The sequence below is a fragment of the Ideonella sp. genome (assembly GCF_041918995.1).
Taxonomy (GTDB): domain Bacteria; phylum Pseudomonadota; class Gammaproteobacteria; order Burkholderiales; family Burkholderiaceae_C; genus Ideonella.
Window position 1 is genome coordinate 63,360 of record NZ_JAYRUN010000009.1, and the last position, 14,891, is coordinate 78,250.

Sequence of the window (14,891 nt, forward strand, 5' to 3'; positions counted from 1 at the left end):
CCGGTGTGCGCAAGGTGGACGTGGATCGACGAAGCCATCAGAAGGCGGCCGTGAGGTAGAGCTGCAGCAGGGTGCCGTTGAAGGCGTAGGGCCGCCCGGTGCGGATGTCGGTGAAGTTGTCGTAGTCGAAGCGCACGAACTCCAGCGAGGCATGCGCCTTGATCTCGTACTGGCCGGGCACCTTGGTCCAGCTGTAGGTGACGCGCCCGCCCAGGCTGGTGCTGCTGAAGGCGGCGAGCTGGCGGTTGCGGCTGACGTAGAGCGTCTCGGTCTCGGCGTTGTCGCTGTAGAACAGCGCCTCGCCCTGGCGGTTGAAGCGCAGCCAGCCGTCCACCAGCCAGCGGTCGCCCCAGTAGCGGCTGTAGCCGCCTTCCACCGTGTGGGCACGGATGCCCCAGTTGTCCCAGTAGTAGCGGTAGTCGGCATGCACCGCATGGCGCTGCCCGTCGCCCCAGCGCGTGCCGGTGAACCAGTCGCTCACGTCGCCCAGTGCGCGCAGCTTGATGGCCCGGCCGCCCCGCGTGCGCGGCACACGTTCGGGCACGGCGGCGCCGAACACACGCGCCACGCGGTAGGGGCTGCCCAGGAAGCCCTCGTCCGCGATCGCCTCCATGTTCAGGCTGGCCAGCCATCGTGGCGTGAGGATCTGGGTGACGCCGACGCGGTAGTTCCAGTGGCGGGCCTGGTCCAGCCAGCCGTCCAGCCCCTTCTGCCCCACCTGGTCGAAGCCCTCGGTGTAGCCCAGGCTCACGCTGGTCATGCCGCCGAACATCTCCTGCGTGACGTCCACGCCCCAGGTGTCGGCGGTGTAGTCGGGCTCCTCGCCCTGGCTGCCGAACACGCGGATGGACGAGTCACGCACCACGTAGTCCACGCCCACGTCGTACTGGCTGCGCGACTCGCTGTAGGGGCTGGCGGTGGTGACCACATCGATGGACGCGTTGCTCACCGCGTCGACGTAGTAGCCGGCCGAGAGCGAGACCTTGTCGAACAGGCTCTTGCGCACCAGCAGCGCGGGGCCCGAGGCCTGCACGCCGCCGCCGTCGTAGAGGTGGTACATCAGCTCGGCGCGGTCGGCCGGGAGGTCCACCGCGTGCGCGGCGCCCACCACGCTGCCCGACAGGCCCAGGATGCGCGCGAGCGCGCGGCCAGCGGCCCGCAGGGCACGGCGGATCGGGTCAGTTGCAGCCACAGCCGCCCCCCTGCACGCCGGTGGCGCCACGCGCGCCCTCGCGCACCGTGAACACGTGGTCGCGGTGGCGCTCGGCCAGCCCGTCGCGGGCCAGCTGCATGATGGGGTCGGACAGCCGCTCGCGTTCGTACGGCTTCACCCACGGTTCCACCGAGGCGCAGCCGGAGGCCGCCACGGCGCCGGCCAGCACGGCCAGGGTCAGGCAGAGGCGTCGCACGGCATCACTCCTTCAGCAGCGCGCGGATCTGGCGCTCGTACTCGGCCTCGGTGCCGCTGCGGTAGCCGCGGTGGACGAAGCGCACCTTGCCGTCGCGGTCGATCAGCACCGTGGACGGCATGGCGCTGAGGTCGTAGAGCTTGCTCACGCGCTTGTCGGCGTCCAGCAGCACGGGGAACTTCACCCCCAGCTGCGCGGCGATGCCGGCGGCGTTGCGGCTGTCCTCGTCGATGTTCACGCCCAGCAGCGTGAAGCCCGAGGCCTGGTACTTGGCGTGCAGCTTGTTGAGCTCGGGCATCTCCTCGCGGCAGGGCGCGCACCAAGTGGCCCAGAAGTTCACCATCACCACCTGGCCGCGCAGTTCCTGCAGGCGCACGTTGGGGCCGGACAGGGCCTTGAGGGTGAAGTCGGGCGCGGGCGCGGACGGCGCGATGGCGGCGGCAGCAGGCAGCACGGCGGCACCGGCCAGGGTGGCCAGCGCGGCCAGGCAGGTGCGCAGGACGGAGCGGAGTCGGTCGGCCATGGCGGGCGTCAGAACAGGAAGGACACGCCGGCGTTCAGCTCGACGTTGTGGGTGGTGTCGCGCTTGCCCAGCAGGTCGAGCTGGTAGACGTTGTCGCGCATGTCGATGCGCAGCGCCCAGAAGTCGGTGAGGTAGACCTTCACGCCCACGCCGATGTCCCAGGTGGACATGCGCTGGCCGTTGAACCGCGTGGTGCCGCCACCGGCCACCAGGTACACCTGCGAGGGCATCGCGTAGCGCGAGCCGATGAAGATCTCGCCCGGCAGCACGTTCCAGCCCACGTTGAGGTTGGAGTAGATGAGCTTCTCGGTGTCGCCGGTGAAGATGCCTCCGGGCAGGATGCGGCGGAAGGCCTCGTCGCTGACGGTCGTCTGGCCGGCGGAGGCCTCGACGAAGAAGTCCTCGGTGATGTGGTACGCCATGCGGGCGCCACCGGCCATGCTCGAGCCGAAATTCTGCGTCGAGTACAGGCCGCCGTAGAGGCCCACCTCGAAGTCGCTCGAGGGGAATTTCGGCAGCTTCACGTCGCGGCGGTCCACCTCGGGCACCACGGCGGCGTCCTTCAGGTCGGCGGCCGCGGCCGGCCCGCCGGCGAGCAGCGCGGCACACAGCGCGGAAACGAGGACGGCAGGCAGGCGGAATGCGGGTCGCATGGGCAGCAGGTGGCTCAGAAGTGGATCGACAGGCCGACGGTGCCGGCCTGGTACAGCCGCGAGTCGTCGTCATCGACGAACACGGCGTAGCGGGAGTAGTCCACCCGCAGCGACACGCGGCCGCTGAGGTGGTAGCGCGCGCCCAGGGTGAGCACGCCCATGTTGCCGTCGTACGGCTGGTTGTTGACGAGGCTCTCGTTGGGCGTGTGGTTGAAGCGGCCCACGCCCACGCCGACGAAGGGCGACAGGCGGCGGTCGGACCAGGGCTCGGCCAGCAGGCTGGCGGTCCAGATCGTCGTGCTGGAGGTCTGCCGGGCCACGTCCGCGAAGTTGACGTCCACGCTCAGCGTGTCGGAGAAGCGCCAGCCCGCCCAGGCGCGGGTGAACGCCGTCTTGGCCGTCGCGCCATAGCCGATGCCGAGGTCGAAGCGGCGGTTCAGGTAGTCCTGCAGCGTCGGGTCGGCCAGGTCGAAGGGCACGCCGTCCTCGGTGACGGTGTGGCGCATCTGCGCGCGCGAGACCCAGCCGGACACGCCGCGCGGCGTGCGCACCTTGAACCAGTCGGTGTGTCGCAGCTCGATGACCAGCCACTCCTCGCGCTCGGCGGCGTAGAAGACGGGGTAGCCGCGGCCCGGGCCGCTGCGCATGTCCACGTAGGGGCCGACCACCTGCACGCGGGCGACACGCTGGGTGGCCGACGGCGCGGTGGGGGCGACGCTGGCGGTGGCCGGGGCCGCCTCCTGCAGGCTGCCGGGCGGCAGCGAAGGCGGCGGCGTCTGCGCCTGCGCGGCGCAAGCGGCGGCGGCCAGCGCCAGGCCGAGGCAGCGGCGGGGCACGACGTGTCGCTGCGCGCGGTCGAGGTGGGTCATTCGGTCTTGCAGCTGCCGGTGTTGGGATTGGGCGGCGAGAACATGCCGTAGCTGGCCGTGCTGAACTCGTCCTGGCTGCTGGGCACGGGGTGCTCGATCCAGTAGCGGAACAGCCTGGCGTTGGGGTCCTCGTCGCTCTCGAAGACGAGCCCGCCGCCATGCAGCATGTTCAGCAGCAGCGGCTTGGCCAGCAGCCGGCTGTGGGTGGGGTCGCCCGGGATGGTGACGCCCTGGGCCGAATAGTAGTTGCGGTACATGTCGGTCGCGCGAATGACGTCGGGCGTGTTGGCCGGGTCGAGCAGGTCGATCACCACGGCGCTGCGCACCACGCGCAAGGCGCCGCCCGTGCCGGTGACGTCGTCGTGGCAACCGCTGCCCGCGCAGGTGTTGATCGAGATCTGGCCATTCTGGTCGATGGGCAGCTCGGCCAGCAGCACGGGGTACACGCAGCGCTGGAAATAGGCGAACGACAGCTTGCGGCCGTCGGCCCCGGGCGGGTTGACGATGTCGGGCGGGTTGTCGAGCGGGTTGCTGCCGCCGCCGCAGCCGGCCAGCGCGGCGCACAGCAGGGCGGCAGCCGCGCGCCAGGGAAGCGGGGCAGGTCGTTTCATCGGGTCGGGCAGCCGCTGGCGATCCAGTCGGCGATGGTGGTGTAGTCGGCGGACGCCGCCGGGAGCACGGCGCGTGCCTGGCCCGTGGCGCCCGCGGGGTGCGGGATCGTCGAGGGCCGCGACAGCAGGTAGTTGGACGGCGGCGAGCAGGTGTCGGAGATCATGGTCAGGGTGACGCCATAGTCGCCCTCCGCGTCGCCTGTGAGCACGAAGCGGTTGTGCGCGAAGCCGTCGGTGCCGCCGGGCGAACTGCCCCCTGCCTGGTGGCAGCTGGCACAGCGCGCCGTGAGGATGGGCTGCACGCGCGCGGCGAAGGTGGCCTCGCTCAGCCCGTTGACCACCCGCACGTTGGGCCCGTTGAACGGGTTGTTGTAGTACTGGCCGCCGAGGTCGATCCACTCCGCCACGAGCCGCTTCTCGGCGGCGTTGAGCAGGCTGCTGTGGTCGGGCGCGGGGGCCGGTGGCGTGGGATGGGCCGTGCGCGCGGCCTCACCCGCCTGCAGCGTCTGGCCCGACAGGATCTCCACGAGCCGGCTCTGCCGCGCCAGGCCGAGTGCACTGCCTTCGCTGGCCATGGTCTGCACCAGGGCGGGCTCACGCTGCAGCACCGGCACACCGCGCTCGATCACCGTGACCGGCCGGCCGTTGGCATCCAGCAGCGGACGGCCCAGCATGAGGCTCTCGTAGGACACGACACGGCCGGTGCCCGAGACGGTGGCGGACAGGTCGAGCGTGGCGGACGAGGCGTTGTGGCATGTGGTGCAGGTGTTCGCGCCGCGCGGCCGGGTCCACAGCGGCTGGATGTGCTCGCGGTAATTGATGATGCCGTCGGCCGGCACCGGCGTGGCCAGGTCATCGGCCGGGTTCGCGTTGCCGTCATAGCGGATCGCGACCGCGCTGCGCGCCACCACGCCGGGCTGCGCCGTGTCGGCCCAGTCGTCGGTGAAAAGCATGTCGCGTACCAGCTTCAGCGCATTCGCGTCCAGCCGGGTGCGCGTGGAGGCCATGGTCTCGCCCGACTGGTGCTGGCCCGCCAGCGCGGCGCGCAGGGCGCTGGGCATGGTGTCGGCCACCAGGCCGGAGTTGAGCGCACCGCCCCGGCGCGGGCTGTGGCAGCCGTCGCAGGTGCGGCGTTCACCCGGGCGCACCTGGATCCAGTTGGTGTGGGTCTGGAAGGCCCGGCCCTGGGCATCCACCACCGACAGCAGCACGGGCGTGTCGGCCGGCACATGCAGCTTGAAGGAGCCGTCCGGCTCGATGGGCGCGTAGCCCAGGATCTGCTGCGGCTCGAAGTCGGTCTCGCCGATGGCCTCGCGCAGGCCCATCATGTTCGACGGCGGCGGCACGCCGCGCACCGCCCGCACGAAGCGCGCCGGGCCGCAGCGGTAGGCCGGGTCGGCCGGGTTCTTCAGGCGCAGGATGTCGGCCACCTGGGCGCGCGTGTCCAGCCGGTCGCTCGGCGCCGTCTTGGGAATGGATTCGCTGCAACCCTCGGGCCGGTCGGCGGCGACGAGCACCGCGTCACCCATGCGGCCCAGGCCGTCGGTGTCGTAGACGCTGCGCACCTCCAGCAGGCCCAGGCCCTGGCGGGCCAGGTCGGCGTCCACCGAGGTGGGGTCCACCACGTTCGGGATGGGGCGCGCCATCAGCGCCACCGGGTCGGTGTACATGAAACCCTCGGGCGGCGCGGCCACGTTCAGCCAGGTCTGCTTGGCCGGGTCGAACATGTAGATCGCGTACGGCGGCGGCACGTTGTCCTGCAGCTCGTCACCCTCGACCTCGCCTTCCGAGCGGTTCTCGTCGGACAGGCGGGCGATCTCGTCCTCGGTGAGCGTGGCACAGGACACGATGTCCGCGCCGCGGCGCACTTCGCAGGGGCGGTAGGCCACCAGCAGGCGGTCGGTGCCGTCCCACAGCGGGTACGGGGTGGTGACGCGGCCGAAGCGGGACAGGCCGCGCTCGGTGTTGAGCGGCTCGGCGGTGGCATGCACCTGGCCGCCCTCCTGCGGCACGTCGGCATTGGCCGGCGTGTTCTGCTCGGAGTAGTTGGCCACGTCCACGAACATCAGCGCACCGCCCTCGTTCGTGCGCTGCAGCGGCATCACGGACGACGCCACGAAGCCGGCGTACTGGCCCTGCGGGTCCATGTCGCGCGGGTGCAGGAAGCTGTTGCCCTCGCTATGCGCGCCGTACAGCACGAACAGGTCGGTGCCATCGGGCTTCACGCGGAAGATCTTGAAGTGGTTGCGCCCGCCCACGTGGTCCCAGCGCGAGAACATGATGTCGCCGTTGGGCCGCACCACCGGGTTGCGGTCGTGGCTCTGGTTGAACGTGATCTGCTGGACGTTCTCACCCTGCAGGTTCATGGTGTGCAGGTTGAACACGCGCTCGCGCTCGTACTCGTCCAGCGCGAAGTAGCTGCGGCCGAGCGCCTGGTTGAGCTTGCTCTTGGCCTGGCGGTTGGACGAGAACACGAAGCCGCGGCCGCCCGGCAGGTAAGCCGGGTCCACGTCGTCGTCCTCGGTGGACGCCGTGAGGCGGCGCAGCTTGCCCTTGTCGAGCGAGGTGCCGCGCACGTCGTACTCCCAGATGTTCCAGCGGCCGGTGCAGGCGCGCTGCCCGTCCACCTGCGAGGTGTTGCTGGCCGGGCAGCGCAGCGCGAAGATGATGCGCCCGCCGTCGTACGAGACCTCCGGGTCGGAGGCATCGCCCTGCCCCTGCGTGATGGCGGCGGTGACGTTGTACTCGGTGGCGCTGGGCGAGGACAGGGCCTTGACGATGAGGTCGCCGCCCGGCGCGCTGGGTGCGCCGTTGGTGGGGTTCAGCGCGATGGTGTTCACGCGCTTGACGAACGCGATGGGCACGGCCCCCTCGCTGCTCAGCTCGTCTTCCTGGCTGGACGAGCCGGAGCCCGAGCAGGCGGCCAGCGTGGCGAGCGCCGCGCCGCCCAGGAGGGCGGGCAGGGCCCGCGCGGCACGGGCGATCAGGTGCAGGAGTGCCATGGGGGAGTCCTTTCGCTTCTGGGGGCGTTCGGTCGGAGACGGAGGAAGGCTCACTGGGGCAGCAGGCCGGCGGAGTGGTGCAGGCCGCCGGCGGCGTCCACGATCACCGCATCCACGCCGGGCAGCCCGTTGACGAGGGCGAGCCCCCGCTCCCGTCCCAGCACGAACACGGTCTTGGACAGCGCCTCGGCGGTGAGGCCGTCGTCGGCCACGATGGTGACGCTGCGGACACCGCCCGGTGAACGGCCGGTGCGCGGGTCCAGCAGGTGGTGGTGGCGCACGCCGGCGCGCTCGAAGTAGCGCTCGTAGTCGCCCGAGGTGGACACGGCCGCGTCCTGCAGCGGCAGCACCGCGACCGATGCGCCCGCGCGGCGCGGGTCGCGCACCGCCACCATCCACGGCCGCCCGCGCCGGTCGCCCAGCACATGGCTGTCGCCGCCGGCGCTGACGATGGCATGCCCGATGCCGCGCTGGCGCAGCAACGCGATGCAGCGGTCCACCGCATGGCCCTTGGCGAAGCCGCCGAGGTCGATGCGCATGCCGGGCAGGCCGAAGCGCAGCGTGCCGGCCCGGCGGTCCAGCCACAGGTGCTGCCAGCCGATGGCCGCACGGGCCTGGGCCAGCGTGGTCTCGTCGGGTGCCACCCCGGCGCGGTAGTCGTAGTGCTGGCCCGCGCTGGCATAGCTGATGTCGAACGCGCCGTCGGACCAGCGCGAGAAGTCGATCGCCCGGGCCACCAGCTCGGCCATCTCGGCCGACAGCGGCACGGGCCGGTCGCCGGCCTCGCGGTTGATGCGGGACAGCTCGGAGTCGGCGCGGTGGGGGCTCATGGTGCGGTCGATGCGGTGCATCTCCGCCATCACGGCGTCCATGGCGGCGCCGGCGCGCCGTGCGTCGTCCGCCCACAGCTCCACGGAGACCGCCGTGCCCATGATGGCCTCTTCCCGCCGGTGCCACGCGCCGGAGGCGGCGCTGCGCTGGCCGGCCAGGCCGGGAACGGCGCGGGCAGACAGACGGGAACGCAGGGCGGACAGGGCGGACAGCATGGGCGGGGGTACGGCGGACAGCCCCGCCGGCAAAGCCCGCGATGGCGCGGTGGAAATGTAACGGCGACAACCCCGCGCCGCATCGGGGCGATCGTGAGCGGTGTCCGTCGATGTGTATGCATTCGAAACACCGGCCGCAGGCGGGCACGCCAACCGTCCGCCAACAATGTCACGGCCCGAAGGCCAGCTCGCGGTCGGCGTGAGGCTTTCGCACGCGGTCGGTGCACGCCGGGACTCCACCGTTCGTTACCGCTTGCACCGACCCGGAACGCCGCCTGCACAACTGCGGCCGCGCTCGCCGCTTGTTCTTCGCTTCAGGCAGGCAACGGACTTGCTTGAATGGGCCACCGGCCGGCGTGCGGTATCTTTGTCCTGACGGTGCCCGCGCCGGTGACCGATGTCGACGGAGGTTCGCATGTCCACATCCGCCCAACGCCTGCCCGCCCTCGGGGGTGTCCTGCCGATCGCGCGCCTGCGCCACCTCTTCCGCCCGGAGGACGTGGAAAAGCGGCTGCAGAAGCTGCCGCCGCGCGAGCACGAATCGCTGCGCGCCACGTACGAGCGCATGCTCGAACGTGGCCCCGAGCGCTTCCAGGTCAAGCCGGGCGGCCTGCCCGCCATGGACCACCTCTACGACGAGCTGCCTAACTTCCACGAGGTGCTGGACGACCTCAGGCGCCAGCTGGCGCTGTGCCAGGACAGCCAGGACGCGCTGGAGCTCACGCCCATGCTGCTGCTGGGCCCGCCCGGCGTGGGCAAGACGCACTTCGCGCGCGAGGTGGCGCGCCTGCTGGGCACCGGCATGGGCTTCGTGTCGATGAGCTCGCTGACGGCGGGCTGGGTGCTGTCTGGCGCGTCCAGCCAGTGGAAGGGCGCCCGCCCGGGCAAGGTGTTCGAGACGCTCATCGACGGGCCCTACGCCAACCCCGTGATGGTGGTCGACGAGATCGACAAGGCGCGCGGCGAGCACGCCTACGACCCGCTCGGCTCGTTGTACAGCCTGCTCGAGCACGACACCGCCGGCGCCTTCACCGACGAGTTCGCCGAGGTGCCCATCGACGCCAGCCAGGTCATCTGGGTGGCCACCGCCAACGACGAGCGCAGCATTCCCGACCCCATCCTCAACCGCTGCAACGTCTTCGAGATCGACATGCCCGACGCGGACGCGGCGCGCGCCATCGCCGTGCGCCTGTACCAGGGCATCCGCGGCGAGCACGACTGGGGACGCCATTTCGATCCCGCGCCCGAAGAGGACACGCTCGCCCGGCTGGCCGAGATGCCCCCGCGCGAGATGCGCCGCGCCTGGATGACCGGCTTCGGCAATGCCCGCCTCGCCGCCCGCGACAAGGTCACCCCCGATGACCTGCCCGCCCCCACCGGCAAGAAAGCCGGCATCGGCTTCATGCACTGAGCCAGGCGAGCGCAGCCAAGCCGCCCGTCAAGCGGCGTGCGCGGATCCGGCTTGGCCGGTCCGCTGCGCGAGCCCCCTCGGGGGGCCGAGGCCGGACGTGGAGAGTCGAGTGGACTCTTCACGCCTGCCGAGGGGCCGGGCCACTGCCCCGGCGCGGTCTGCAAGACGCCCCCGGCAGGGGGCGTGGGGGCTAACATCCCTCGATGCCTGCCACCCTGGACGGCCGCCTGGTCGTTGCCCTGTCCTCTCGCGCGCTGTTCGACTTCGAGGAGGAGAACCGCCTGTTCGAGGCGGGCGACGACCGCGCCTACATGCAGCTGCAGCTGCAGCGCCTGGAGCTGCCCGCTCAACCCGGCGTGGCGTTCTCGCTCGCGCGCAAGCTGCTGGCCTTCAACACCCGGCCCGATGCGCCGCGCGTGGAGGTGGTCATCCTCTCGCGCAACGACCCGGCCTCGGGGCTGCGCGTGTTCCGCTCGGCCAAGCACTACGGCCTGGCCATCGAGCGCGGCGCGTTCACCCGCGGCGCCTCGCCGTGGCGTTACCTCAGGCCGCTGGGCGCCACGCTGTTCCTCTCGGCCCACCTGCCGGACGTGCGCCAGGCGCTCGATGCCGGCGTGCCCGCCGCACAGGTGTACCCGCATTCGGCCCGCGCCTCCGAGGCCCATCCGGACGAGCTGCGCATCGCCTTCGACGGCGACGCGGTGCTGTTCTCGGACGAAGCCGAGCGCATCTTCCAGGACCAGGGGCTCGACGCCTTCCAGCGCCACGAGGTGAGCCGCGCCGCCACCCCGCTGCCGCCCGGGCCGTTCAAGCCGCTGCTGGAGGCCCTGCACCGCCTGCAGCGCAGCGACGACAACGGCGACGGCGTGCGCATCCGCACGGCGCTGGTCACCGCCCGCAGCGCGCCGGCGCACGAGCGCGCCATCCGCACCCTGATGGACTGGCAGATCGAGGTGGACGAGGCCATCTTCCTCGGCGGCCTGCCCAAGGGCCCGTTCCTGCGCGAGTTCGAGCCCGACTTCTTCTTCGACGACCAGACCGGCCACATCGACAACGCCGCCCCGCATGTGCCGGCCGGCTGGGTGGCCGCCGGCGTGCGCAACCCCCCTTCACCATGAGCGACACCCTGCCCCGTCACCCGCCCGGTCTGCGGGTGATCTTCTTCACCGAGATGTGGGAGCGCTTCAGCTACTACGGCATGCGCGCCCTGCTGGTGCTGTACCTGGTCAATGCGCTGGGCATGCCGCGCGCGGACGCGCTGGCACTGTACGGGCTGTACACCGGGCTGGTGTACGTGACGCCGCTCATCGGCGGCGCGCTGGCCGACCGCTGGCTCGGCGCGCGCCGCGCCGCGGTGGCCGGCGCCCTCATCATGATGCTGGGCCATTTCGCGATGGCCTTCGAGCCGCTGCTGCACCTGGCGCTGGGCCTGCTCATCGTGGGCAACGGCTTCTTCAAGCCCAACAGCACGTCGATGGTGGGCATGCTCTACGCGCCGGGCGACCCGCGGCGGGCCGGTGGCTACACCATCTTCTACATGGGCGTGAACCTGGGCGCCTTCCTCGCGCCGCTGGTGGCCGGCACCCTGGGCGAGCGCCTGGGCTGGCACTACGGCTTTGCCAGCGCGGGCGTGGGCATGGCCATCGGCTCGGTCGTGCTGTGGCGTGGCCAGCATCGGCTGGGTGACGCCGGCCTGCGGCCCGGCCAGCCGCCGCTGGGCGGCCTGGCCGACGCGCGGCTGATGGTCGCGCTGTGCGTGGCGGCGGTGGCGGGGGTGGGCACGGTGCTGGCCGTCTGGCCCTGGGTGCAGGCCGGCTGGCAGGCGCTGCCGGCCGCGGGGCAAGCCGTGCTGGGCCTGGCGGGGCTGGCCGCCGCAGTCGCGGCCGTCGCCCGGCCACCGGCCGGTGCCGCGCCACTCACCGCCGCGGAGCGCGGACGGCTCGTGGCCATCGGCATCGTCGCCTTCTTCGTCGTCTTCTTCTGGATGGGCTTCGAGCAGGCCGGCGGGTCGATGACCTTGTTCGCCGACACGCAGACCGACCGTCACGCGTTCGGCCAGGAGATCCCCGCCTCCTGGTTCCAGGCCATCAATCCGCTGGCCATCATCGTGCTCGCGCCGTTGTTCTCCGCTGGCTGGACGGCACTGGATCGCTCGCGCTTCGCGCTGTCCGACCCGGCCAAGCAAGGCTGGGGCATGGTGGTGCTGGGCCTGGGCTTCGTGGTGATGGTCATGGCCCAGCAGCGGGCCGAGGTGCAGGGCACGGTGGGGCCGCAGTGGCTGGCGATGGTGTACCTGCTGCACACCATGGGTGAGCTGATGCTGTCGCCCGTGGGCCTGTCGCTGGTGTCCGCCGCCGCGCCGGCGCGGCTGGCGGGCCTGCTGATGGGGCTGTGGATGGCCGCGATCGGCGTGGCCAACTACCTGGCCGGCGCGCTGGAGGGCCTGCTGGCCGGCAGCGGCATCCCGCTGTTCGCGTTCCTGCTCGGCTCGTCCCTCGGCGCGGGTGCGCTGCTGCTGCTGGCCAGCCCCTGGCTGGCGCGCCAGCTGCGCCGTGTCGACTGACACCCCTGCCCCGGAGACCACCATGGACCTCGCCCGCTGGCTCGGCATCGAGCACCCCGTCCTGCAGGCGCCGATGGCCGGCGTGCAGGGCCATGCGCTGGCCGCCGCCGTGTGCCGGGCCGGCGGCCTCGGTGCGCTGCCGGCCGCCATGCTCACGCCCGAGCAGCTGGCCGACGAGCTGCACGCGCTGCGCCAGGCCACCAGCGCGCCCTTCAACGTGAACTTCTTCTGCCACCGGCCGCCCGTGCCGGACGAGGCGGTGCTGGCGCGCTGGCGCGACGCGCTGGCCCCGGCCTACGCGCAGGCCGGCATCGACCCCGCCACGGTCCCCGCGGGCGCCGGCCGGCAGCCCTTCAGCCACGCGGTGGCGGACGTGGTGGAGCCGTTCCGGCCTGCGGTGGTGAGCTTCCATTTCGGCCTGCCCGAGCCGGCCCTGCTGGCGCGCGTGAAGGGCTGGGGGTCGAAGGTGCTGTCGTCCGCCACGACGGTGGACGAGGCGCGCTGGCTGGAGGCGCATGGCGCCGACGCGGTGATCGCCCAGGGCCTGGAGGCGGGCGGGCACCGCGGCATGTTCCTGGACCACGAGATCGCCACGCAGCTGGGCAGCCTGGCGCTCTGGCCGCAGGTGGTGCGGGCCGTGCGTGTGCCCGTCATCGCCGCAGGCGGCGTCGTGGACGCCGCCACGGTGCGCGCGGCCCGGGCGCTGGGCGTGCACGGCGTGCAGGCGGGCACGGCCTACCTGCTGTGCGACGAGGCGCTCACGTCCCCGCTGCACCGCGCCGCCCTGCAGGCCGGCGGCCCCACCGCGCTGACCAACGTGTTCACCGGGCGTCCGGCACGTGGCATCGTCAACCACGCGGTGCGGGCGTGGGGCCCCATGAGCCCGCTGGCGCCCGCCTTTCCGCTGGCCACCGGCGCCATGGCCCCGCTGCGCAGCTGGGCCGAGTCGCGCGGCGACAGCGGCTTCACGCCGCTGTGGGCCGGCCAGCACCACCGCGGGCTCTCCACGGGCGGTGCGGCCGGCATCACCGCCGCGCTCGCGGCGGGCTGGCGGGCCTGAGCCGCGCGAGGGCCGCCGGCTGGCGGCCCTGCGGCGGGCCCGTCAGGGCGTGGGCAGCCGGTCGCCGCTGGCGTTCACGTAGACCGTGTCGAAGGTCGCGGCGGCCCAGCCGCTGCGCAGGGCACCCGTCGCAGTGCAGTTCTCCACGATGTTGCGGATCTGCAGCGCCTTGAACGGCAGGCCGGGCGCCACCGTGTCCACCATGGCATAGGTGTAGGTCGCGTAGGGGTCGGCCCCGCGCTTGAAGCTGAACGTCTTGGCGGCCTGGTCCCAGCGCAGGAAGAGCCGGACCGACGTGTTCGCCGCCACGCTCGCGCCAAGCTGCTGGCGGAACAGCTGGGTGGTCGTCGAGCAGTCGGCCGACGTGCACTTGTCCACCCGGGCGACGATGTTGCTGTAGCCCTCGGGCGCCACGCTGGCCGCGCTGCGCTCGAACCGCACTTGGGCGATCACGTCGTTCAGCTGGCTGCCCGCCGTCTTGCCGCCGCTGTTGAAGAAACTGCCGGCCAGGCGCGCCGTGGAGATGCCGATCTCGGTGTTCGCGGCACACGGCTCGCTGCCGATGCCCAGCACCGCCACGTTCGCGGCGATCTCCTTGATCTTCGCCGGATCGTAGAAGGCCAGGCCGTAGGACGCCGCGGTCAGCCCGGTGTTGTCGGTCTTCTTGGCCAGCACGCGCTGGCCGAGTTCCAGCTGGCCGGCGGCGTTGATGTAGCGCTTCTGCTCCACCGGGCCGTACGCCGGGCCCCACAGGTTGGGGTCGAGGTCCCCATCCACCGAGACGAAGCTGTCGTACTCGACCAGCGTTTCCAGGGCGGCATGGCTGGGCAGGGACAGGGTGGCGGCCAGTGCGGCCCAGGCCAGGGCGGTGCGGAAGTGCATGGGATTCCCTCAGGGTGTAACGAATTGGAACCAACCACTGTAGAGGCGCTGCCACCAGGCCGGGGAGCGGCATCCGCACGCCCGGGCGTGCAGAAGTCTCGCTCGCCTGGGGAACGTTCGGGCGGCGTCAGGCCGGCACCACGCCCGGCGCGAACTGCCGCAGCCCCTGCAGGTCCAGCACACGCAGGCCGCCGTACTCGATGGCGATGAGCCCGGCGGCCTGCAGGGTGCGCAGCGCCTGGTTCACACGCTGGCGCGACAGGCCCACCAGGTAGGCCAGCTCCTGCTGGGTGATGCGCAGCAGCTGGCCCACGCCCGGGTACAGCACGGGATGGAACAGCGACGCGAGGTTGCGGGCGACCCGCGTGTCGGGGTCGCCCAGCCGGTCCGTCTCGCGCGCGGCGATGAACTGGCCCAGGCGTTCGTTGAGCTGGTTCAGCACGAAGCGGTTGAAGGGGATGCTGCGCGCGAGCAGGTCGTGGAAGGTCTCGATGGGAAGGCCGGCCACGCGGCTGCGGCGCAGTGTCTCGATGTTGTAGCGGTACGGCTCGCGCTTGAGCAGCGTGCCTTCGCCGAACCAGGCGCCTGGCGGCACGCCGGTGAAGGTGATGGGCGCACCGGCCCCGGGCTCGTTGCTCATCTTCAGCAGGCCGTCGATGACGCCGAACCAGAAGGTGGCGGGCCGGCCGATGCGGCAGATGAGCTCCCCCGGCTCGGCGTGCGCCACCATGAGGCTGCCCGCCGCCCGCTCGCGGTCGGCCGGCTCCAGCAGGGCCAGCCAGGCGATGCCGGCCAGTTCGCCGCTGCTGAGCGAGCGGGCGCGGTCGCGCAGGGGACGGGATTCGAGCAGCATCGTGGCGGG

Annotated in this window: 14 protein-coding genes; 4 read left to right on the plus strand and 10 right to left on the minus strand. The window is 72.1% G+C overall.

Going from position 1 to position 14,891, the window contains the following annotated elements; all coding sequences use genetic code 11:
- Window positions 1–37: 37 nt before the first annotated feature.
- The 8 genes from ACE3UN_RS09880 to ACE3UN_RS09915 are packed head-to-tail and all read right to left on the minus strand — an operon-like array spanning window position 38 to window position 8,113.
- On the minus strand, window positions 38–1,192 hold the full coding sequence (locus ACE3UN_RS09880; RefSeq protein WP_374674765.1) for a DUF3570 domain-containing protein: 1,155 nt from the start codon (window positions 1,190–1,192) through the stop codon (window positions 38–40).
- Window positions 1,179–1,409: a DUF4266 domain-containing protein gene (locus ACE3UN_RS09885; protein WP_374674766.1), complete on the minus strand. Its 231-nt coding sequence runs from the start codon at window positions 1,407–1,409 to the stop codon at window positions 1,179–1,181. The genes ACE3UN_RS09880 and ACE3UN_RS09885 overlap by 14 nt, the downstream gene beginning before the upstream one ends.
- A gap of 4 nt (window positions 1,410–1,413) precedes the next feature.
- Window positions 1,414–1,932, minus strand: coding sequence for a TlpA disulfide reductase family protein (locus tag ACE3UN_RS09890; protein WP_374674767.1), 519 nt, complete (start codon window positions 1,930–1,932; stop codon window positions 1,414–1,416).
- Between the two features lie 8 nt (window positions 1,933–1,940).
- The gene (locus tag ACE3UN_RS09895; RefSeq protein WP_374674768.1) at window positions 1,941–2,585 is read right to left on the minus strand and encodes an outer membrane beta-barrel domain-containing protein; all 645 of its coding nucleotides are present in this window, start codon (window positions 2,583–2,585) and stop codon (window positions 1,941–1,943) included.
- A 14-nt stretch (window positions 2,586–2,599) separates the two neighbouring features.
- On the minus strand, window positions 2,600–3,454 hold the full coding sequence (locus ACE3UN_RS09900; protein WP_374674769.1) for an SH3 domain-containing protein: 855 nt from the start codon (window positions 3,452–3,454) through the stop codon (window positions 2,600–2,602).
- Window positions 3,451–4,065, minus strand: a complete 615-nt coding sequence (locus ACE3UN_RS09905; protein WP_374674770.1) for a hypothetical protein — start codon at window positions 4,063–4,065, stop codon at window positions 3,451–3,453. The genes ACE3UN_RS09900 and ACE3UN_RS09905 overlap by 4 nt, the downstream gene beginning before the upstream one ends.
- The gene (locus ACE3UN_RS09910) at window positions 4,062–7,067 is read right to left on the minus strand and encodes a hypothetical protein (protein ID WP_374674771.1); all 3,006 of its coding nucleotides are present in this window, start codon (window positions 7,065–7,067) and stop codon (window positions 4,062–4,064) included. The genes ACE3UN_RS09905 and ACE3UN_RS09910 overlap by 4 nt, the downstream gene beginning before the upstream one ends.
- A 50-nt stretch (window positions 7,068–7,117) precedes the next feature.
- Window positions 7,118–8,113 (minus strand): FAD:protein FMN transferase, encoded by a 996-nt coding sequence (locus ACE3UN_RS09915; RefSeq protein WP_374674772.1) that lies wholly within the window; start codon window positions 8,111–8,113, stop codon window positions 7,118–7,120.
- Window positions 8,114–8,528: 415 nt separating this feature from the next.
- Here ACE3UN_RS09915 and ACE3UN_RS09920 point away from each other — a divergent pair, with 415 nt between their 5' ends.
- From ACE3UN_RS09920 to ACE3UN_RS09935, 4 genes are all read left to right on the plus strand, one after another.
- A complete protein-coding gene (locus ACE3UN_RS09920) occupies window positions 8,529–9,524 on the plus strand; it encodes an AAA family ATPase (protein WP_374674773.1) in 996 nt (331 codons plus the stop codon).
- A gap of 203 nt (window positions 9,525–9,727) precedes the next feature.
- Window positions 9,728–10,642: a 5'-nucleotidase gene (locus tag ACE3UN_RS09925; RefSeq protein ID WP_374674774.1), complete on the plus strand. Its 915-nt coding sequence runs from the start codon at window positions 9,728–9,730 to the stop codon at window positions 10,640–10,642.
- A complete protein-coding gene (locus ACE3UN_RS09930; RefSeq protein ID WP_374674775.1) occupies window positions 10,639–12,087 on the plus strand; it encodes a peptide MFS transporter in 1,449 nt (482 codons plus the stop codon). The genes ACE3UN_RS09925 and ACE3UN_RS09930 overlap by 4 nt, the downstream gene beginning before the upstream one ends.
- Before the next feature lie 22 nt (window positions 12,088–12,109).
- Window positions 12,110–13,147 (plus strand): NAD(P)H-dependent flavin oxidoreductase, encoded by a 1,038-nt coding sequence (locus ACE3UN_RS09935; protein WP_374674776.1) that lies wholly within the window; start codon window positions 12,110–12,112, stop codon window positions 13,145–13,147.
- A gap of 42 nt (window positions 13,148–13,189) precedes the next feature.
- Here ACE3UN_RS09935 and ACE3UN_RS09940 read toward each other — a convergent pair whose 3' ends face one another.
- Together ACE3UN_RS09940 and ACE3UN_RS09945 are read right to left on the minus strand one after the other, a co-directional pair.
- Window positions 13,190–14,029 carry a hypothetical protein gene (locus tag ACE3UN_RS09940; RefSeq protein ID WP_374674777.1) on the minus strand — a complete coding sequence of 280 codons (840 nt, stop codon included), beginning with the start codon at window positions 14,027–14,029 and terminating at the stop codon, window positions 13,190–13,192.
- A gap of 127 nt (window positions 14,030–14,156) precedes the next feature.
- Window positions 14,157–14,882, minus strand: a complete 726-nt coding sequence (locus ACE3UN_RS09945; protein WP_374674778.1) for a Crp/Fnr family transcriptional regulator — start codon at window positions 14,880–14,882, stop codon at window positions 14,157–14,159.
- Between the last annotated feature and the right edge of the window lie 9 nt (window positions 14,883–14,891).